The sequence below is a fragment of the Bacillus sp. 11C genome (assembly GCF_055486375.1).
The window spans coordinates 1-20,413 of sequence record NZ_JBUPVZ010000020.1; the positions used below are offsets into that span (position 1 = coordinate 1).

The 20,413-nt window shown below is 36.9% G+C and carries 22 protein-coding genes and 4 pseudogenes; 10 read left to right on the forward strand and 16 right to left on the reverse strand.

From position 1 onward, the window contains the following. The first annotated feature begins 306 nt into the window (after positions 1-306). On the forward strand, positions 307-669 hold the full coding sequence (locus ACY3LV_RS19335) for a hypothetical protein (RefSeq protein ID WP_333560317.1): 363 nt from the start codon (positions 307-309) through the stop codon (positions 667-669). 107 nt (positions 670-776) lie between these two features. On the opposite strand, the gene ACY3LV_RS19340 is transcribed toward ACY3LV_RS19335, so the two are convergent. From ACY3LV_RS19340 to ACY3LV_RS19350, 3 genes are all read right to left on the reverse strand, one after another. Next, positions 777-971: a hypothetical protein gene (locus ACY3LV_RS19340; protein WP_252400930.1), complete on the reverse strand. Its 195-nt coding sequence runs from the start codon at positions 969-971 to the stop codon at positions 777-779. Between the two features lie 144 nt (positions 972-1,115). Next, entirely contained in the window at positions 1,116-1,610 is a 495-nt protein-coding gene (locus ACY3LV_RS19345) for a hypothetical protein (RefSeq protein ID WP_333560316.1), read from the reverse strand. 49 nt (positions 1,611-1,659) lie between these two features. Continuing rightward, a complete protein-coding gene (locus ACY3LV_RS19350) occupies positions 1,660-2,574 on the reverse strand; it encodes a VanW family protein (RefSeq protein ID WP_333560315.1) in 915 nt (304 codons plus the stop codon). A 299-nt stretch (positions 2,575-2,873) separates the two neighbouring features. Between ACY3LV_RS19350 and ACY3LV_RS19355 the strand changes: the two genes are divergently transcribed. From ACY3LV_RS19355 to ACY3LV_RS19365, 3 genes are all read left to right on the forward strand, one after another. Beyond that, complete coding sequence (locus ACY3LV_RS19355) at positions 2,874-3,356, forward strand: DUF2975 domain-containing protein (protein ID WP_148961645.1); 483 nt, start codon at positions 2,874-2,876, stop codon at positions 3,354-3,356. Between the two features lie 10 nt (positions 3,357-3,366). Further along, the gene (locus tag ACY3LV_RS19360; RefSeq protein WP_003220412.1) at positions 3,367-3,591 is read left to right on the forward strand and encodes a helix-turn-helix domain-containing protein; all 225 of its coding nucleotides are present in this window, start codon (positions 3,367-3,369) and stop codon (positions 3,589-3,591) included. A gap of 88 nt (positions 3,592-3,679) precedes the next feature. Further along, positions 3,680-4,477, forward strand: a complete 798-nt coding sequence (locus ACY3LV_RS19365) for a DUF817 domain-containing protein (protein ID WP_464864339.1) — start codon at positions 3,680-3,682, stop codon at positions 4,475-4,477. Between the two features lie 256 nt (positions 4,478-4,733). On the opposite strand, the gene ACY3LV_RS19370 is transcribed toward ACY3LV_RS19365, so the two are convergent. Next, complete coding sequence (locus ACY3LV_RS19370; RefSeq protein ID WP_464864340.1) at positions 4,734-5,600, reverse strand: LysR family transcriptional regulator; 867 nt, start codon at positions 5,598-5,600, stop codon at positions 4,734-4,736. 107 nt (positions 5,601-5,707) lie between these two features. Here ACY3LV_RS19370 and ACY3LV_RS19375 point away from each other — a divergent pair, with 107 nt between their 5' ends. Then, positions 5,708-6,586, forward strand: a complete 879-nt coding sequence (locus ACY3LV_RS19375; protein ID WP_464864341.1) for a DMT family transporter — start codon at positions 5,708-5,710, stop codon at positions 6,584-6,586. Positions 6,587-6,912: 326 nt separating this feature from the next. Here ACY3LV_RS19375 and ACY3LV_RS19380 read toward each other — a convergent pair whose 3' ends face one another. The 3 genes from ACY3LV_RS19380 to ACY3LV_RS19390 all read right to left on the reverse strand — a co-directional run bounded on the left by ACY3LV_RS19380 (position 6,913) and on the right by ACY3LV_RS19390 (position 7,856). Continuing rightward, positions 6,913-7,077 carry a hypothetical protein gene (locus tag ACY3LV_RS19380; RefSeq protein ID WP_148961642.1) on the reverse strand — a complete coding sequence of 55 codons (165 nt, stop codon included), beginning with the start codon at positions 7,075-7,077 and terminating at the stop codon, positions 6,913-6,915. Between the two features lie 71 nt (positions 7,078-7,148). Then, the gene (locus ACY3LV_RS19385; protein ID WP_464864342.1) at positions 7,149-7,616 is read right to left on the reverse strand and encodes a hypothetical protein; all 468 of its coding nucleotides are present in this window, start codon (positions 7,614-7,616) and stop codon (positions 7,149-7,151) included. A gap of 60 nt (positions 7,617-7,676) precedes the next feature. Further along, a complete protein-coding gene (locus ACY3LV_RS19390) occupies positions 7,677-7,856 on the reverse strand; it encodes a permease (RefSeq protein ID WP_333519424.1) in 180 nt (59 codons plus the stop codon). Positions 7,857-8,225: 369 nt separating this feature from the next. Between ACY3LV_RS19390 and ACY3LV_RS19395 the strand changes: the two genes are divergently transcribed. Beyond that, complete coding sequence (locus ACY3LV_RS19395) at positions 8,226-8,456, forward strand: hypothetical protein (protein ID WP_148961639.1); 231 nt, start codon at positions 8,226-8,228, stop codon at positions 8,454-8,456. A 31-nt stretch (positions 8,457-8,487) separates the two neighbouring features. Here the strand turns inward: ACY3LV_RS19395 and ACY3LV_RS19400 are convergent. The 4 genes and pseudogenes from ACY3LV_RS19400 to ACY3LV_RS19415 all read right to left on the reverse strand — a co-directional run. Continuing rightward, positions 8,488-8,779: pseudogene (locus ACY3LV_RS19400) on the reverse strand (UPF0715 family protein); the annotation flags it as partial. A gap of 795 nt (positions 8,780-9,574) precedes the next feature. After that, positions 9,575-10,465: a CPBP family intramembrane glutamic endopeptidase gene (locus tag ACY3LV_RS19405; RefSeq protein WP_464864343.1), complete on the reverse strand. Its 891-nt coding sequence runs from the start codon at positions 10,463-10,465 to the stop codon at positions 9,575-9,577. A gap of 195 nt (positions 10,466-10,660) precedes the next feature. Then, a pseudogene (locus tag ACY3LV_RS19410) lies at positions 10,661-11,053 on the reverse strand (DJ-1/PfpI family protein); the annotation flags it as partial. A 66-nt stretch (positions 11,054-11,119) separates the two neighbouring features. Then, positions 11,120-11,740 (reverse strand): lytic polysaccharide monooxygenase auxiliary activity family 9 protein, encoded by a 621-nt coding sequence (locus ACY3LV_RS19415; protein ID WP_464864344.1) that lies wholly within the window; start codon positions 11,738-11,740, stop codon positions 11,120-11,122. A gap of 688 nt (positions 11,741-12,428) precedes the next feature. Here ACY3LV_RS19415 and ACY3LV_RS19420 point away from each other — a divergent pair. Beyond that, entirely contained in the window at positions 12,429-12,932 is a 504-nt protein-coding gene (locus ACY3LV_RS19420) for a DinB family protein (protein ID WP_464864345.1), read from the forward strand. A 695-nt stretch (positions 12,933-13,627) separates the two neighbouring features. On the opposite strand, the gene ACY3LV_RS19425 is transcribed toward ACY3LV_RS19420, so the two are convergent. Together ACY3LV_RS19425 and ACY3LV_RS19430 are read right to left on the reverse strand one after the other, a co-directional pair. Then, positions 13,628-14,140, reverse strand: a complete 513-nt coding sequence (locus tag ACY3LV_RS19425) for a GNAT family N-acetyltransferase (RefSeq protein ID WP_464864346.1) — start codon at positions 14,138-14,140, stop codon at positions 13,628-13,630. A gap of 217 nt (positions 14,141-14,357) precedes the next feature. Continuing rightward, positions 14,358-14,580: pseudogene (locus ACY3LV_RS19430) on the reverse strand (UV damage repair protein UvrX); the annotation flags it as partial. Between the two features lie 582 nt (positions 14,581-15,162). Between ACY3LV_RS19430 and ACY3LV_RS19435 the strand changes: the two are divergent. Continuing rightward, positions 15,163-16,599, forward strand: coding sequence for a flavin monoamine oxidase family protein (locus ACY3LV_RS19435; RefSeq protein WP_464864347.1), 1,437 nt, complete (start codon positions 15,163-15,165; stop codon positions 16,597-16,599). A gap of 394 nt (positions 16,600-16,993) precedes the next feature. On the opposite strand, the gene xynA is transcribed toward ACY3LV_RS19435, so the two are convergent. Continuing rightward, positions 16,994-17,635, reverse strand: a complete 642-nt coding sequence (gene xynA / locus ACY3LV_RS19440) for an endo-1,4-beta-xylanase XynA (protein ID WP_333519410.1) — start codon at positions 17,633-17,635, stop codon at positions 16,994-16,996. A 304-nt stretch (positions 17,636-17,939) separates the two neighbouring features. On the opposite strand from xynA, the pseudogene ACY3LV_RS19445 reads away from it, so the two are divergent. Beyond that, positions 17,940-18,323, forward strand: a pseudogene (locus ACY3LV_RS19445) (ATP-dependent DNA ligase); the annotation flags it as partial. 400 nt (positions 18,324-18,723) lie between these two features. On the opposite strand, the gene ACY3LV_RS19450 reads toward ACY3LV_RS19445, so the two are convergent. After that, complete coding sequence (locus ACY3LV_RS19450; protein ID WP_464864348.1) at positions 18,724-19,086, reverse strand: hypothetical protein; 363 nt, start codon at positions 19,084-19,086, stop codon at positions 18,724-18,726. Positions 19,087-19,235: 149 nt separating this feature from the next. Here ACY3LV_RS19450 and ACY3LV_RS19455 point away from each other — a divergent pair, with 149 nt between their 5' ends. Continuing rightward, positions 19,236-19,319 carry a putative holin-like toxin gene (locus ACY3LV_RS19455; protein ID WP_082786706.1) on the forward strand — a complete coding sequence of 28 codons (84 nt, stop codon included), beginning with the start codon at positions 19,236-19,238 and terminating at the stop codon, positions 19,317-19,319. Positions 19,320-19,949: 630 nt separating this feature from the next. On the opposite strand, the gene yobK is transcribed toward ACY3LV_RS19455, so the two are convergent. Then, complete coding sequence (gene yobK, locus ACY3LV_RS19460) at positions 19,950-20,408, reverse strand: type VII secretion system immunity protein YobK (protein WP_464864349.1); 459 nt, start codon at positions 20,406-20,408, stop codon at positions 19,950-19,952. Positions 20,409-20,413: the final 5 nt, after the last annotated feature.

A 20,413-nucleotide genomic window follows, 5' to 3' on the forward strand; every position in this document is an offset into this window, starting at 1 on the left:
CCCATAAAAAATCCCCTCCATAGTAGACAGATTAGTATGCTTTCTTTTTTCTGTCTACTATGAGGGGATCATATCAATGAGAGTGGGCTTTTTATTTTTCCATTACTCCAAGCTTCCTACACCTTAAGGCAGCATTAAGTTCGCTAACAATAGCTTGTTGAATAATTTTTATACTTATTTTATCCTTATGATTCAATGATAAGTACCTATTATCAGTATATAATTAGATCAATGAATTCTTATCAGCAGAACCACCAAATAGTAAGGTGTTACCATGAATTTTCAACAGATAAAAGAGGGACTAATTTGATAGAAAAATTATATTCATGTTTAATTTGCGGATATAAAGGATTAAGTCAAAATCCTTTGTATAAAGGCGAGTATCAAAAAACGTTTGACATTTGTCCATGTTGCGATTTTGAGTTTGGCTACAGTGAGGACCATGATGTAAGATTAGGCTTTATTGTCACTCCGGATCATTTAATTGAGGCTGCATTTCAATTGTATCGTAAACAATGGATTGAGTCCGGGATGAAAATTGCTCATCCTGAAGATATTCCAGAAGAATTAAAAAATGATGGTTGTTTAAAATTTGAAGTTCTGTTGAAACAACTGAAAAACCTAAATCTTGACATAGAGAATTTTGAAATTAACGGCTTTAATGATTAACTGAGGTGCTTTTTTGGTTTTTCAAAGGTGTAACAGTCTTTATCTTTACAATGTCAAGCTAAAATGCGCAGAAAGTGATTCAACTGCTTGTTCATTTCAATACTTTTCTATTCGTATTCAATAAAGACTTTGTGATCGTCAACAAACATTTCACTTCCATCAGATAAGTGTATCCAAAAAGCTTCCTCTGGTTCTTCTCTATAGTCAAAAATTGCAGTAACTTTGATGTTTGACTCATCTTTGACTGGTTTTCCAACTGTTATTTTCGTTTTTTCCTCTGGCAAAGTAATGGATTTAATCATCAAAACCATCCCATCTTATAGTTTTACTCTCCCTCTTCCCTTTTTCTCCGGAATATGCTTAATGCTGATTCATCTCATCTATATAAGAAATATGAATATTCTATTTCAATGACTGACAAATTTTAAAATAAGATGCTTTAACGCCTAATTAACGCCCTCTTCAGTGAATTTAAAGGTCTGTTTTAAATTGCGTCCTTCTTGCCCTTTTTGCGTCCAGATTATAACAACTTCTAATTCAGAGGCTTTATCTGCCAGCATAAAATGCTTGAACCTCAACGGCGAGCCATCGTTTAAACTTTCAGCTAACGTTTTAGTATCATCTATTTGTTTTACACAATTTTCATCGGGGCATCCAAAAAGTGAAAATCTTGTGATTGAATTAGGATCATTTCTATACAATTGCACATCCACCGTAGCTGCTTCTTTCCCAATATTGTTGACTTCCAAGGAATAAACATTATATTTCCCTTTTTTAGGTGCCGCAAATTCCTTTGCATTTTTTGCTTCACTTACTTCTACTGACCACTGTTCCGTTTTTTGTGTAATCGGCAACACCGTAAAAGTAAGAGCGTGCGCTTTTGATTGAACAAAAGTAAACGCAAATAATATTACATATAAGAAAAATAATACCTTCTTCACTTCATTTATCCCTCCTTTCTTTTTCATTCGCTTGTCCAATAATAGTATCCTATTGCCGCTCGGCATTTATTTCTTTCGGTATTTGAGATGGGGCTTTAGGGACTTTTCTCAGTTTGTTATTGATCATATCAGAAGAGTACAACGTAACAATCATACTCCCTCCATACCGTTTTGCCCGAATTAATATTGGCTGGTTATATTGGTTTTTAAAGAGAAAGTCTGGACCTCCCCAGCTTACTGTCGCATCACGTCCGGACGGAACATATGGTACGCTTCTTGAATGAGAATAGCGCTGAACGATTCGCAGCCCCGCACGATCGACTGCATTAAATAGTGTTGAAGACACCTGGCAAATTCCTCCGCCTACACCTTCAGACAACTCACCTTTAACGATAATGGGCGCACTCTTGTATCCTTTGTCTTGAGTTCTCATCCCAACAACTTGATTAAACGAAAACGTCTCATTAGGGAAAACAACATGATTGTTAATCGCTTTTGCAGAAAGAGAAATATTGTGTGAACGGCTTTTATTGTTCGAATTAAAATACGTTACGTACTGACCGAGCTGATGCGTACTGATGTGAGCAAGCAGCTCGCTGTCAACTTTCGGATATATGTTCAATTCCGGCACTTCTACCTTGGAGGGGCCATGGCCATAGAAATAGGCATATAACTTTTCCTTAAACGCCTGTTGATAAAGTCTGTAACCAACCCTGCCCGGGACAATGCTTCCCTGTTCGTTAAGCACAGCATTAGCCGGCTCCCGGTAAATTTCCTGATCCAGCTGTTCGATCAATTTCCGGTATTTTTCATGGTCAATCATTGGAGTACCAGGAAGAGGCATTGTAAAGTTTTCACGGGTAACAGTAGCTATCGTCCGCCCTTGCTGTGTGACCGTTAAGCTGTCAGGCGGCTCGCTCGGTTGAGCCAATAATAAAAGACCAGTGATCCAAATTTGTATCATAAGTCGTTTACCTCCCGACCATTAGTATGGGCATCAGCTTATTCTTTGATGTATTTCTTCCTATCGCTTGTTTGAATATTTAGATGTTGATTCGCTTATTTTCGAGTAATAGAAAAACCACATTAGTGAGCTATAACTTTAATTGTTCTCTGGTTCAATTCGCTGCCAAGTTAAAAAAAGACTAAAATGATAAAGATGTAATAACAACAATAAAATAATCTATCTTAATATTTTTTTATTGTAAAACGATAAATATCGTGTTAAATTCAAAATGACAACAAATCAGTGAGGTGCTTTTTATGAATCGAGTCTCAACACTCTTTTTAAAGATTGCCGTAATTCTTATCGGACTCCCGATTCTTGCTTTGTGCATTTTTGCGGTGCCGAAGATAGCCAATTATGCAGCGGAATTAGTTCCAAATATCGCTTATATCAAATATCTCGTTTTCATCTATTTGTATGTAACGGCGATTCCTTTTTACTTTGCTCTTTATCAAGCGTTCAAACTTTTAAGCTATATTGACAAGAACAAAGCTTTCTCTAACATTTCTGTAAGAGCTTTAAAGAATATAAAATACTGTGCGGTCACAATCAGTATCTTGTATGCAGCAGGCATGCCGGTCTTTTATCTGATGGCCGAGATAGACGACGCCCCGGGTATCATAGTCATCGGATTGGTCATTATTTTTGCTTCAATGGTGATTGCAGTCTTTGCTGCTGTTCTTCAAAAACTGTTAAAAGAAGCGATTGATATAAAATCAGAAAATGACTTAACGGTCTGAGGTGATGAACATGGCAATTATTATCAATATTGATGTGATGCTTGCTAAAAGGAAAATGAGCGTAACAGAGCTTTCGGAGAGAGTCGGCATCACGATGGCTAATCTTTCGATATTGAAAAACGGAAAAGCAAAGGCCATTCGATTATCAACTTTAGAAGCGATTTGTAAGGCTTTAGAATGCCAGCCCGGAGATATTTTGGAATACCGAAGTGATGAAGATACACAAGATTCATAAAGAGGACACGGTGACACTATGGACGTAACGCTATGTCCATCTATGTGTGCCTTACATATAATCAGAAAAAAGTTTGGAGGCACATATCATGAGAGCGTTAAAACAACTCTTTCATTTTGGCTGGGAACAGGCCCTTTCGTGTTTGTTTCCTGTCGTTATTTTTGCCTCTTTGGCTATCACACAAATCATCCCTCTTCCCTTCTTGCCGCGGTATGACTGGCTGCTCATCATCTGCGTTTTCATGCAGGGGCTGATGGTGCGTTCCGGGCTTGAAACACGAGATGAATTAAAAGTAATCACCTTGTTCCACCTTATTGGGCTTGCTCTTGAACTTTTCAAAGTCCATATGGGGTCCTGGTCTTATCCAGAAGAAGGATATTCCAAAATGTTCGGGGTGCCTTTGTATAGCGGCTTTATGTACGCAAGTGTGGCCAGTTATCTTTGCCAGGCGTGGAGAAGGCTTAAGGTTGAACTGGTGAAGTGGCCGCCGTGTTTTGCAGTTGTCCCGCTTGCCGCTACGATCTATTTGAATTTTTTTACCCACCATTATTCAATTGACATACGTTGGTGGTTATCTGGACTTGTCATCATTGTCTTTTGGAAAACATGGGTCATATACGAGGTGAATGGAACTCATTACCGGATGCCGCTTGCACTTTCTTTTGTGCTCATTGGATTTTTTATATGGATAGCGGAAAATATCGCAACGTTTTTTGGTGCTTGGACATATCCAAACCAAACCGAGGCATGGAGTCTTGTTCACCTAGGAAAGGTGAGTTCATGGCTTTTGTTAGTGATTGTTAGCTTTCTTATCGTAGCGACGTTAAAACAAGTTAAGGAACAGAATCCCACAAAGACAGAGATTGATGAACCTTTTTTAGGTTGAAGTTCTCCTAGCGTATAAAGTACCAAATAAAATGAAAAAGCAACGTTCGAATTGTTGCTTTTTTCTTTTTTTAAACTCTACCGATGAGTATTCATTTTCCTCTAGGGTTAGATCACAGAATAATTGTGGAGAAATCGTCTTTTGCCATCCTTTAAGAACATCAATAAAGTCTTCGAACACTTTTTATAAAACGTCTTAAACTAAGAGTTTTTACGCTCCTCTTCTAGACTAGAACCACCTTATTACGACTACGGATTCAGATGACGACTGTTTTCAATATCTTGATAAACTCATGCGCCGCCGGCGTTATTTCATCAAATGAGTGCGCGATGACGCCAATATCACGGGTAATCCGGGGAATGATGTCTTTTTTGATCAATTGATGCGGAACAGATGAAAGTGTAAAGTTTGAAATAATGCCTATGCCCAAGTTATTTTTGACCATATTGATCAAGGTTTCGGCATTTTGCACAGTCAAGTTTTCCTTTAATTCAATATGGTGCTGCTGAAACGTATTTGACATTGCAATTTCATGACCGCCTTTGCAAAAAATAAGGTCATCTTGATATGTGTTGAGGTCGACATGCTTTTCCTGTTTTAATTCATTATCTTGCGGAGGGATGACGGCCACCATATAGTCGTTACATATTAGTTGATAGTCAAATGGGTCAAATGGAGATGCCGCGATCCCAATATCAACCGTCCGATCCTCGACCCATCCTTTGATTTGATCAGAGGTCCCCTCGACCAATTCTATGCGGATCAGCGGGTAGTTTGATCTGAATGCCGCAATCGCCTGCGGCATGATATTTGTTGAAACAGCAGGAAATGAACCGATTTTCACCTTCCCGCTTAACAGCTTGTTTTCCCTGTTGGCTACTTGATATATTTTGCTTTCAATCCCCTTCATTTGCCTCGCCAGCAGCAAAATTTCCTTTCCGACGTCAGTCAGTATTAAACCATGATGTTTATCCCTAATCAATAATTTGAGCTGGAGCGAGTTTTCGAGGTTTTTTATCGCTTTGCTTACCGCCGGCTGAGAGATGAACAATTCTTTTGCCGCTTCTGTAATGTTCAATTTCTCCCCGACTTTTATAAATATGTGAAGATGGTTCATATTCATAACTTATTTGGTTATACCCCCAATAATAAAAATGTATTTCAGTTATATATAAATGTAACATATGATAGAAACCAGCACGATATTTAAACAAGAAAGGCGGCTTATTAATGGTAAAAGTCATGCTGGGAATCATATCTGTCACACTTATTTGGGGCTATACTTGGGTTGCGATGAAAGTAGGAATTCATGACATTCCCCCGCTTTTGTTTTCAGCATTGCGTCTGTTCATCGGGGCGGTTCCTTTATTTCTCATTCTCTTCATTCAAAGAAAAAAACTTTCAATTGGAAAACAATATGTCAAAAGCTATATCATCATGAGCCTGCTGATGGGCCTGGGCTATATGGGGATCTTAACGTATGGAATGCAGTTTGTCGATTCAGGGAAAACCTCTGTTTTGGTGTATACGATGCCTATATTTGTTACGGTGATCAGCCATTTTACATTAAACGAGAAAATGAATGTATATAAAACGATCGGGCTGATAAGCGGCTTCTTCGGACTTTTATTCATATTTGGAAAAGAAATGCTGAATGTCGATCAAAGTGCTTTATTTGGAGAACTGTGCGTCCTTGCGGCAGCGCTTAGCTGGGGAATTGCGAATGTATTTAGCAAGCTTCAATTCAAGCATATCGATATCATTCATATGAATGCCTGGCATCTACTGATGGGAGCCATCATGTTGTTGATGTTTTCCTTTATATTGGAGCCGGTCCATTCAGCCGAGTGGTCATATCAGGCGGTTTGGTCATTGCTGTTTAATGGTTTGCTTTCTACAGGCTTTACATTTGTCGTATGGTTTTGGGTGCTCAATCAAATCGAAGCGTCAAAAGCATCCATGGCATTAATGTTCGTTCCCGTTTTGGCTCTATTCTTTGGATGGTTGCAATTGCACGAACAGATGACCATAAATATCATCATCGGCGCACTGCTGATATGCTGCGGCATTTTTATGAATACATTTAAATTATCACGACAGAAAGTGTGATTTTTTAAAGATATACTTTTTCCTTGTCGATGTTAACCTCGTATGATAGGAGACCGCTATTATGAGTGCATCTCTAGGATCCTGACTGCAGTCTATTAAACAATGAAAAAAGCTAATGTCTGCATGTGAGACATTAGCTTAAATGGCTGGCGTTTAGGTTGGTGGGCAAGCCACTTGCAGGCAGCTTTACTTGTAAAACTTGGTTGCTTTTTGTAATACAATTGCATAGTGCTTATACTTCGGCAGAATTCAAATAATAATTGCTTATGTATGAACAATTTTATCCATCTTGAATTTTTCCAGCTGGCCAAAAAGGATTTTTTTATCTAAAAAGCCTTAAATACTGAATTAAAGAAAAACATCAAGATAATGATGGCTAGTACAATAACAATCTCAAAAGTATGTGAACTGCTATCTTCTTTTTCTTGTTCAGTCTTCTCCCTCATTTGTTCCCTATATTTTCTTTGTATTTCATCCTTTTTCTTATCCATCTTACTCGACTCCCTTCAAAGTAAAGCCAAGCAATTCTGAATTAGTAAAAATCAATTATCATCTTTCACCTTCATTTTTTTTGTGAAAGGTAATTGAAATCACTGTTGCTAATATTGTTAAGCTTGATGTCTTTATTTATCTCTAGTGCATATGGTTTAATGAAATCCACAATAGGGGTCATATCAAAAGGAAAATCAAAGTCCAGCAGCTCAGAATTTGATTTATATACCTGCTCTTTAATAAAGAAGTGGCAATCTGGTTTCATATTTAACAGACCATCTATAAAAGAAAAGGTATCTGCTGTAAAGTTTTCAAGAAATCTTTCTTCAGTGAATGCAATGACCTGAATAAAATTTGAGGAACCCTCGTATTCATTTTCATCCTTTATACCAATTAAAACTGGATTATCACACAGCTCTCCTTTTCTTTTTGAATCAACAATTAAGATATAACCGTAAATGTTTGAAGTTTCTTTTTGCAGTACCTGAAAAAACTCGACATCATTTGTTCTAAAAAGCCTGTAAAATTTTAAATCCATATAAACCTCACTCTTCATATGATGATTTCGTTTCTATTCTCTAACCAAAAAACAGTTTATTCAGAGCTGCTCATTCGTGTTTTCTTCTTTTACCTTCTTGTTTAACTTGAAGCCAATCAAGACATTGATAATCGCAGCTGGAAAATATAAAATTCCTGCACCCATTATTCCTAACGCAGTACTCGAGCCGACGATAAACGACTGCACTTCTGTACTTCTCGACTTTAGACTAAGTAACACAAGAATTCCCGCTACAATCCCAATAAACCGAGCAATACCTGGTATAAAAAAATCGGTTAAAATTCCAAAAAATTGTCCCATGGCTGATAACAGGATTCCTAGAATGCTAGAAATCACGACTAGTTTTTTTATACCCTGTCCCCCCCTTTCATTGCCACATTTGAATTTTCCTTATTTCAATGGTACTTGTTAAAAAGCTCTGAGAGAAAGTGATGAACTCTTGCGTGAGCGCCAGCGATTCGGGATGAAAAACAGCATTTTTACATTACATTTGTTTAACATGCTTCTTTTATCTTACTCCTTTAGTCTCTCCAAGGACAGTGCATAACGTGTTAAGCTTTTAATAAAAACTTTGCAAGGAGTGGTACTTTGCTTAAAGCTTCAAAATTTTTCATTTCATGTGTAGCTTTAATACTGTGCGTGTATTCATTATATAATCAAAGTGTTTTCCTCTTAACCTCTCTCCAAGTACTAGTTGCACTTCTCTTTGTACTAATAGGGGTGGAGGCCCTTATAGAGAAACAAACGAGGTCCGCATATATCTTGTTCGGATCAGCGGCTTTTATACTTGTTGTAAATGCAGTTAAATACATGATCTAACTTAATTTGTACTAATTCCGCTAAATATAGAATCACAAAACCAAAAAATGAAGGCAGCTACAAAAGCAATGACTGTATAAATCATAAGATTAAGTAAATTAAACTTTTTGAGCCTTCTTCTCAACCACAATTCCAAAGGAACAGCAAATACCCAGTAAGTGATGAAAGGTCAAAAGCAATGATGTCAATAGTGACTAATGCGATTGTCATAAAACCGGATAAACAAACATATACAGACCAAAGATCAGACCGTATGAGATACTTGAAAACGCCCGAGTATAAACATAACTTTTTAACTTCTTTTGATTGAGGCTCTTGAGCACCTCCGTATTTTCAAATCATGGTTAAGTTGTTATGTTCCGCTCTGTTAAACTCATCGTAATTTTATATAGTAAAAATAAGTTTCTTCTTCAATTTCCTTAAAAAGCTCGTTTAGCTCGAGCTTACTCCTCCAATATATTAAATTATTGGGCTGGTTTTATTTGTTTTTATCTTTTGAAAACGGTATTATCATAGGAATGAATAACGCCCATATCGAACGATAATACCTACTGAAGCAGCCAAAGCAGTCGATATCCATATGACTGCATAAGTCGTGGTTGGTTTCAATGTAATCCCCCTGATTTTATTTATGTAACTCGAAAGCGTGTAATCGACTTCCAATACTTGTCACATCAGTTTACCATTTTCACTTTGAGTGAACGATAGATTATGATCTTTTTGAAAGACTAGCAATTTATGCACTTCAATGTGCAGATATGACAGACTTTAATCATAATCATTTGAAGCTACTTGATTGGTAAGTGCTGCATATATTTCAAAGAAAGAATGATGATTTAAAAAATCATGACGATCCCTCCGCTCTGTTTTTTTTATTTTCGTGTTATACTTAATTAACCTGAAATATGACATATCCAGCAACTTCAGCTACAAGAAGATAAATCATGTACCTCCCATAAATGAATACTTCTTCACCCGCATTTTTTTGCCTTTTGAAAATCCATGCGAATAAACCTAATACAGTTAACACTGAGATGATTTCAACAATTATTAAAATAGACATTTTTACTCCTATCCGTTTACCTCGCCACTTTCTATCTGTATATAAACCACAGTCGTTAAACACCTTCGCCGTTTCTCTTATTCTTACGCCAACAGCGAGCTATTACTGCTGGTATTAATAGCAGAGTACCGACAAAAAGCAACATACAAAAGATGATAAACAGCGCTCCTGTACCCGGCACAATTTCTTCATAGGTTATAAAGCGTTCCTCCCCCTGCAGGACGAAAAACCGAGAATTTTCGAGAAAAGCTAGATGAAAGGCGATAGATGTCCATAAACTTCCTGTTACAATACGCAAAAGTTGAAGGATGAATCCAAAAGATAACAATAAAACGATGTAATCTAATGTGATAGCTGGTGATTCAATTCCTGCTATATATTGCAAACCACCTACAGTTATTGGTGCAAGCACAAATAGGGTTGGCTGCAGGAATAAAGTTATGAAACAGTTAAACCGCCTGTTTAGAGCGTAGTACACCGCACCTCGAAAAGTTAATTCCTCTGGAAAAGCTTCATAAAAGAAAGCGATTATCATATTTAAGAGCAATACTGTAACCAAATGACCAGAGAAGTGAAATTGTGTAATGTTGATCCACCCTAATAAATGAGCGATAGCAAATCCAGATCCAGAAAGAATAATCACATACATTGCTCCCATAATGGCTTTCGGAATGGCTTGCCGCCACCCAGACAGTCCGATAGAGCAGAATGGTTTACTAGAAAACCGTTTAAAAAGAATGTAGAGCAACGGGACAGTGACTAATGTCACTAAGCCTGCTTGGATACCTTGCTGCAAGAGCTTGGAAGCTCCTGCCTGGCGTGCCATTGAACCGACAAAAGTTGCAAAAAACAGCGCAAAAACGAACGTTCCCCAGCTGAAAAAAACAGCCGCGACCCATTTAAGATGATTGTTTTGTTTTCCGTTTTGGATTTGATGAAATTGCATTTTCATCCCCCTTTCACATCATGAACAGCATCAAACAAGAAAGCAAATTGAGCAGTCGATCATTAGCTTTCTTATCACAATACGTTCCAGATGCTGTTATTGTTTCAAATTTTTGAATCACCCTGCTTCAATTGTATCGCTTTCTTTCATCATAAAAAAATGCCCCATCATTTCTGGGGCATGGTACTGATTCTATCAATTTACTATATTCATTAACTCGAAGAAGTATTCAGGTTTTTGGGTCTTATTTAGCTTATACCATGCATGCAATGTATCAGGTGCAAATACATCTAATTTTTTCAGTACTTCCATCGCAAATTCCAGGGGAGCTATTCCTGATGCGGTGACCAAATTCTCATCAGATACTGCAGGTCCCATCTCATAAAATGTTTCTCCTTTATAGTGAGAACAGACCATTTTCAAATAGGCTAAGTCATTGCTTGTGTGCTTTCTAGAATCTAAGTATCCATAACGCGCGAGGCCCTCGGTTGCACCACAAATGGCAGCAACAATCGTGCCAAGCTTTAAAGCTTCGCCAACTTTTTTCAAGATCGATTGATGAATATCTTCTCCCCAAGTATTCCCTCCGGATTAATTCAATAGTATTTGCCGTTACTTTTGAGGCATTAAGATTTGTTGGATGGAGGTTCAACATCATCGTATGAGGTTTACATCAATTACGTTATAAAAGGCATTAGAGGTGTCCGCAACATCCCACACCCCTAGAATGACATGATAACCACTGCGATCAGTTGGTACATAAATCTTATGAGATAGATTCGTATCAGCCCTTGAACCATCGTGATCAACAGTACCAATTAATTCAAACTCATCTCTTGTTAAAGGTTTGTTTGGATTCCAATCTTTCTTAGTTATATAATAGTGCCACTTTGTTGTTGCGTGAGGAGCAGTATAGTGCCAAATAAAGGTGTTTAGACCCCCACGTATGTTTTGTTTTACCCAATGATCTGCAGTCTGCCTGTCTAACCCAAAATCAATTTGACCCGATCCTCCATTTGCTGATGCAATTTTCCCATCTGGTGGACCCGCTGATGGAAACCCTTTTGGTCCTTCTACCGATTGAGGATTATCAACTACGGAACCATATTTTTGAGTAGCTGCAGTCCAACCAATTATTTGTTTTTCTAATGATCCCATGTACGCTCGACTAGCAGGTTCTTTTATATACCCGTGTGCAGATACATCACCTGCAAATAAAGTAGCACCAACACCTAGAACAGCAGTTAGAACAGCACCTTTAATAAAACTCTTCATTACTAACTCATTCCTCCCTTTGTTGTAAAATTTTTCTCTTTCCTACTATAATAATTCATTACATGTGAGGTAATCTCCTTCTTTATTTTTGATCACGTGAAATTTAAAGAACTTCATGTTCCCCCAGCTCCTTTGTTCTTCAGCTTATTGACAAACACTCTTTGCATATAGCTTTCCATTTTAGTTACAGATACCGAAACACTTTATCAATCTCTTCTTGATCTTTTCAACTCTATAAAACACATATCATCTCAATATCATTTAACCTGCCGCTCGATATTGGTTCTGTAAATTTTCAAAGTAATCTTGTATTGATTTTTTAATAAAACAATGCAACTTGAATCAAAAACTGCAGCTGGATTCTTTACTTTGTTATGTTCTTTCTCCTGAATCGTCTCTAATTAGAAATAAGGCTGTTCCCCTTTCTCTTTAAAACAGTTGTTTTATTCAGAACCCTTTGTAAAAAAGGAATTTTGCATTTCAATATCAAGCAAATCTTATTTGACTTCCTTATCATTTAGGTTGGTTGTGATTGCATGTATTCTAAATGTAGCTTTGAATTAAAGTTGTGACGATTATAAGAATGTCGCAATGCCTTTTAAAGTTCTGTTCTTTTTAACTAAACGGGACATTATAATTGAACTACAGGTTTATAGAAAGAAAACAAAATATTATAAGGAGGAATTTTGTGTTTCAAACCTTAAATCATTTTTTAAAATCTTGGGAGTTCGAAGCCGGTGCAACACAGAAAATACTAAATAGTCTAACTGATGAATCACTTAAACAGGAAATAACTTCAGAAAATTGGACTTTAGGCCGTATTGCTTGGCATACTGTTGCTGCCATTCGCATCATTACCTCAAACACAGACTTAACGTTTCATGCCCCAGCTGAAGATTATCCTGTTCCTACTTCGGCTCAGTTTATAGCAGACAGTTATCATCAAGCCAGTAATGCATTTGTACAGGCATTAAAAACCCAATGGACTGACTATACACTCCAAGAACGTATCAACTTTATTGGGCAACAATTGCCGAATGGTTCACTTTTGATGTTTTTAATTCAACATCAAAATCACCATCGAGGACAAATGACTGTTCTTATGAGACAAGCAGGGTTAAGTGTTCCAGGTATTTATGGTCCAGCAAAAGAGGAATGGACAAAATTTGGTTTGGAACCCCCGCAAATGTAATATAAAGAAATTAACCAAGCATGTTTTGATCAATCTTATTTCAAAACATGTTCTTTCTTTTGTTCATTTATCAATGTTGTTATTAACATAACTTTGATTCATTTTTATTCCAAACCTAGACTAACTAAATAACATTGCCTGCGTGATCAGGATTATTCGACTTCATCCAATTTTGGTTAAGATCAGCTTTTCCCATTGTTTACACTTTATTTGACCTCACCTTATTTTATCCATATTTTTCACATCTCTTTTCTGATTAAAATTATTGTTTTATTGAGATTCCTCACTAAAAAAAGCGCTCTGCTTTCTGCTGCAGGTGCGCTTCATCTCTCAATATATGGACATATATCATCATTCCAGATTATTTGGACTTCATAACTCTATCTTATAGTTAGCTGAATCTTTCTTAAAAGCTTCTACGTGATCAACCTTTAAAAACTAAGACTGTATGCCGCCAATATAATTACAACATTAACTAACAAATTCCTATAACATTGTTCTTCGGGTTTGCATATGAAGAGCTAATTTAGTCCTCAAGCGAATCCTACAAAGAATGATCTCCCCGGCATATAACTTATCCCGTCTTAAGCGAATTGTAATGGTATAGGAGGGATATTTTGTTTGTATCGCCAATGTTGCTGCATTCACTAAAAGAACTTTTGTTCAAGAGGTAAGACTTAAAAATTATTAATAGTTTATTTCCACTCTTCTTCTAAAATAGCGTAATAATATTCATCCCACCATTCATTGCCTTTGGGAATACATTTTTTAAAAAAGCCTTCTCTTCTCATTCCGATTTTCTCCATAACTCGGTATGATGGAATATTCTCAGGCTGACACGTAGCTATAATCCTATGTAAGTTCATTTCTTTAAATCCATATTCCAAGATAGCTTGTGCTGCTTCAGAAGCGTACCCTCTATTTTGATAATTTTGATTAAACACCCACCCAATCTCATATGTATGTTCACCAAAATACTTATAAAAAACAATATGACCTATAAGATAATCTTCATCTATTAGTACTACAGGAAATTTTTCAGCGTTATCACCTTTGTTTTTATTTACAAATTCTTTAGCATCTTCTTCAGTAAAAACCCCTTCTGGTATATACTTCATAACATTAATATCTGATGTATACTCATATACAGCTTGCCAATCATTTAATTCAAATTCACGTATCAATAACCTTTTTGTTGTTATATGCATTAAAGTGACTCCCATCAAAAGTACTTAAACTTAATCTTTATTTCGATATTAAGACAACAATAACCTCTTTAAATACTATCCTTATTCAACAACTCAAGAAATTTCTGACCAGTGAACAGGCCATGGGATATGATTCATCACAATAAAAGCCCCGCTCGAGCTATCAGTAAGCCTTATCGGCTTACGAGGGACTTAAATCATTCACGTAAATTCATTAAACATCTAAAGAATTAACACATTTTTCAAGAAAAAATCTGTAAAAAGGAATCAACCGGAACTGATGAAAAGCTTTTTTATTTAGAGATTTACGAGATGTATTCTTGGATCTTCAGCTATCATAAAAAGTACCGAGCCTGTTTTGATTCGAAAATCTTTTTTAAGTTCAGAGATGCAGCTAACACTACACTTCCCTGTCTCTCCGTATTCCCTACAACAGCAAGTTCATAAATAAAAAATAGACCTCCCTTGAGCTTAGGAATCTTCAAGGGTTAGGTCTACACAGATTGACCATTGAGCAAGCTCTTTGATGGGTAGCTTTTTGTACAAAGCCGGGGTATTGCCGTCCCTCGGTCTTTTTATTTTGTGCATTTCCAACAATTGTTTTGCTTACTGGGATTACCTTTATCCTATTTATCCTAGTCCGATCATCAAAAGGTAACCTTCCAATTAGCAGTCAACCGGAAGACTATTGATGTTCTTCAGATAAATCCTCATATTTCAGTTCCTCTTCAAGTTCTTCATGGCTAAATAAATGAATTCCTCTACCTCTAAGTGTTTAATTTGATACTTCGCTTCGAAGTTTTGAAGTTCCTTAAGAGTTGCTTTGTTCATCTAAGAGACTTTTTGAAATATTTACAGTCTTATAACAAAATTAGTCAATATACGTCTCCCCATTTTGTTCTTTTAATGAGAATAAATGTTCGTTTTGGCGTTCCAATTCCAAAAGATGTGAACAGAACGTGATAGGCGCCCTTTTCACTGAATATAATGCCATAAATTCAAAAAAGAGGTGCCTCCAAAAAGTGAATTCTCTAACGAATGATGACATGGTGAAGATCATTAGAAACGGACTTAGCGCATCACATCATCCAAAGCATATTATTGTTGTGGGAGCTGGATTGGCCGGGCTTGTATCAGCATCTTTGCTGAAAAATGCCGGTCACAGAGTAACGATTCTTGAAGCGAGCGGCAGAGCAGGCGGCCGTGTCTGCACGTTGAGATCTCCCTTTAGTGATGGTTTGTACTTTAATGTTGGTCCGATGCGCATTCCAAATATCCATATGTTAACCTTAGAATATATAAAAAAATTCAGGCTGCCGACAAATGTATTTATCAACAAAAGCCAAATGGACATCATTTACACGAACGGAATTAAAACACGTCTCCATCTTTTTGAACGAAATCCTCAGATATTAAGATACCCCGTTGCACCAAACGAACAAGGGAAAACCGCGGAAGAGCTGATGCTTTCTGTATTGCAGCCTATTCTGCATTTTATTAATCAAAATCCAGAGAGAAATTGGCGGATTGTTGAAGAACAATACAAAAATGACTCGTTAAGCTCTTTTTTAAACACATATTTTTCATATGGCGCGATCGATATGATAGGAGTCCTTTTGGATATGGAAGCGTATATGGGTATGTCCCTTGTTGAAGTGTTACGGGAATCCATCTTTTTTACTTCACCAACTCACTTCTATGAAATAACAGGCGGAATGGATCGGCTTCCTCTCGCGTTTCTTCCTCAACTAAAAACAGATATTCTATACCATCAAAAAATGATGAAAATTTCTCAAAATGAGCACAGCGTTACGGTCCATTGTCAGCATCAACAAACAGCAGAGCATATAGCGTTCACAGCTAACCTTGCTATTGTAACCATTCCTTTTTCAACATTGCGATTTGTCAAATTCGAACCATACCATTCCTTTTCCTACTATAAACGGCGGGCAATCCGCGAACTGAACTATATAAGCGCAACCAAAATCGGCATAGAGTTTAAAAGCCGATTTTGGGAAAAAGCCGGGCAGCGCGGCGGCAAATCGATTACTGATCTTCCGATTCGATTTTCGTATTACCCAAGCACTGGTATTGGAGCAAATGGACATGCTGTCGTTCTGGCGAGTTATACATGGGCAGATGAGGCACTGATGTGGGACAGTCTTTCAGAAAGAGAGCGTATTCAGTATACTTTACTGAATTTATCAGAGATATATGGCGATATTGTATGGTCTGAATTTGTGTCCGGCGCTTCTTTTAGCTGGAGTCAGAATCCTTATTCTGCAGGGGCCTTTACAGCTATGGAACCCGGACAAGAATTAGAACTGTACCCCTATATCCCTGTTCCTGAGGGAAGAATCCATTTCGCTGGAGAACATGCCTCACTCACTCATGCGTGGATGCAAGGGGCGATTGAATCTGGAATCCGTGCCGCTTATGAAGTTAATCGTTTATCTTAGATCCTGCTCTGTGCTAAATCTTGTTGTCTATAACAAAGTAACCCTTGCATTCCTTCACCTGCCATGCTATTTCATATAGCGATGAGCTGAATTGTGTAAGCCGATGTACATGTGTCAAAAGAGGTACTACAAAGCCTTACACAGCGAAGTTCATCGCTTTTTTTATTTGATCAGGTCACAGGTGAGGTCACGCTCTTATCTGCTGCTTCTAATTGCATTGATGGAAGTGCGTGACTATATATTCCTAATAATTATTTACCATATCCGAGGCATATATTGGGATTCCAACTAAAAGACCGACGATTATTAGTAACTCACAATAATAACAATGATTATAAAAATTCTTAAGGAACGATCAGCAGTCCGTTAGCTACCCCTGATTAAAGACGCTCTGTTACCAAACTGTTACGTTAGAACTTCCACTACTTTGATATCCCTCTGTCGCTAAGACTTGGTAAGACCAATTACTACCCAGATTCATTCCATGACTCTTCCATGCGTTAACATGATTGCTGAAAGTGATTGTAGCGTTGCTTCCAGTTGGTCTCTTCGACTGGCGAACACTCCAATACTGTGTAAAGGTAGTGTTTTCTCCATCAATGGAAGGAGCATTATAACGTGTCGTTGTATATATGTCATATACCCCCCCATCACTGTATACCGTACCTTTATACGTTCCAGTAGGTCGATAAGTACCCCATGAATCCACTACATAATATTCTATGAGAGGTGATCGCGTCCAACCATATAAAGTCAAATATCCATTGCCATTCGGCGCCCAAACTCCGGCATTATAGTTTATTGTCCTAAATGGCGAACCTGTAGTCCAACCTTTACCAACAACAAAATTTCCGGTATTAGACCAATTCACACTGTAATTCCCGCCAGACCCATTGACAGCGTTTACTATTCCGCCCCCATCAGTCCAATTTTGCCAGTAGTCTGTGCTAGCTGCAGAGGCGGTTGCCGAAAACAAGCTTATACTCATTAAAGCTGCCGTTAATCCAACTAAGAAATTCTTTTTAAACTTAAACATATGTTACCTCCTATAATATTTTTTCTGACTTTGACATGAGGTAGCACTCTTTGTATATATTTAAAACATTCTTAATGACTAACGCCAAAGCTTTTGATCGTTCCCTTCAATATAATACCATGAATTCACGAGTGAATATTATGACTATTTGTAATTTAATTACAAAGGACTAAAATTACATTATAGGTAGTCTTGTTCCACCATAGCCTTATCATTTTTCGTAGAATCGCAATTCCTTCTAATCTGATGGAATAATATCTATAATTAATCCCCATTCGAACCATTTATCACAAAGAAAATACACATTAGAGATTGTGAAGTCATTGTAGCTTCTCCAGATGGTGCTCCTGACTTTGAAGCTGTAATGGAACGTTTTATGTCCAAAAAATCAGCCCATAAGATTGTTTACTGTGTCTTCGATGCTATCTTCAAAGACGGTCAGTTAATTGCCTCTAAGTCGTTCATTTGCCTTGGCCAAAGAAAAAACTTCGGGGCAATCGTACTCAATAAAGCTGACTCCCCTTATGAAATTAATAAACGTTCTCATAATTGGCTGAAAGTGATCAATTATGATTATACTGAAGTTCTCATAACCGGCTACAATGGAGCTGCAGCTGGGTTTATGTAATTCATTCCACATGCAGAACGAAGTAAGTTTCACTCTATGAAACAAGTAAAGTCTGAGACTCTATAGTGGAATTAGGTTAATTCATTGCAAGATAATATTAAAATAATTTAAGAGAGTACATGAGGTTGTTAACACGTACTCCTTTTACAATACTTACTATAATCAAAAAGCACGCACTACCTTCTGTCCCGTTCAAGCTAGCTGTGAAGGTATTCCAACATTGGTTAATGTCAATTGTAAATACCAATTTAATAATCACAATCCTCTCAGAGCTTTTTATAATTGTAGCAACTGTTCCATTTTTACACATGTTAAATATCGCAATCACTCATATGATTTAATAAGGCTCTGTTAAATTTTAATGTTGATAAATACGCAAAAATAAAAGGAAACCATAGTAAATAGGGTTTCCTTCAATCTTGTTTATGTAACGCGCCCGATTCCGGAACAGTTTACTGTCTTATATAAGACGGTTCTCTAAGGATTCGATTGCCTGTTTTAATGCAGTTAAGCGACGCTCATTTAATGTTTTTTGAGAACTGCCTTCTTTCGCTTTTGCTATTTGTTTTTCAATAGATGGAATGATATCTTGTAGAACTTCTTTAGAAGTCAATATGATTTCTTGCTCATAGCAAAAATCTTCACCATTCCAAGTACCTTTTAGGCTTTCTAAACCAACTTTTACTGCGTTTAGTCTCTTTTTGACAAGAATTGTGTTTGAACCTTTTTCTGTCATGCTTTTGTAAGCATTTGAAAGTTTACTAAAAGTTGCCCCCAAGGATTTAATGGATAAATCTTGGATTTCTTGGCTAACAGTCTTCATATTCAACCCTCACTTTTCGTTTTGCTCGTTATCAATATATTGTGAATTTTTAACGACAAGGGGATTTATGTATAGTATAATATTTCCTGTACATTAAGTTTGCTCACTCTAGGGAGTCTTGCTCATCCCCTATGAAAGGGGGTGAGGCTATGTCAACATTCCAGGCATTAATGCTAATGCTTGCATTCGGGTCATTTATAATTGCCCTGTTGACGTATATAAATAAAAAATAGACCTCCCTTGAGCTTAGACACCTGAAGGGCTAGGTCTATCTAGAACGACATCTGAGCAAGCCCTTTGATGGGCAGCTTTTTGTACATGCCGGGGTGTTGGCGCACCTCGGTCTTTTTATTTTATGCATTTCCTTAAATCAAAATGCAAAAAAATAATTATATAATTGTATCATTACCCTAATTATAACCATATAGAAATGGTATTTGCAATACTATTGCTTTATGGTTAAAACCATTATTTTATTTAGATTGAGGATATAGGTTCGACAAGCAACAATACTTTGGTATTGTGTTAATCGTATCATCAGCCCTATCTTCACTAAGCCCACAGTACAGCTACTCAGGGACAACAACTTTCAAAAAGTGAGATTAAGCAAACAGCTATTTTAAGTCAAAAGCGAGCCTCCATCAAACCTAGCGCATCTTTATGAGTTTCCAAAGTATATAAGCACCAAGAGATAATAAGCCAACACCTAGCAAAAAAGTTAAAATCAAAGCACCAAAGAAATAAAATCCTCCCATGAACCTCACTCCTTTTTCAGTATCATGCCATCAATGACCTTGATACCTTAATGTATATCATATGAGCTCAGATTCAATAAGTTTCGGCCTTATTTGTAATACTTTTGCTTAATCTTCCCAGTCTTCATCCTCATCCCAGCCATCTTTCGCTTCCTGAATCTTATTATAAAAAAATTCAATAAAGCTGTCTGCAACAGTATCTTGATAACCAATTATCCTATCCCATTCAACTACAGGGCATTCTCCGTCTTTCATTTTATTCGTATCTAGACAGTAAGCAAAATAATCAACATCTTCAATAATCACAAGTCCATCAGTAAGGCCATAGTGTTCTTTATATTCAATAGTTCTATTTACAACTGATGCATGATCAAAATTGTAGCCTAAAACTAAAACACCGAATAAACCCCCTGCACCGTATTTTTCTAAAAACCATTTATAGCTATTGGGAAGATTGCATTGGAGGTTTTCTTCAATGCGACCAATGTTTTCATGACTTGCACCATCTGTAAATATAGCATTTTGTTTGTTTTCATTAATAAAGTTTTCAACCTTCGAATAAATCATTTTAA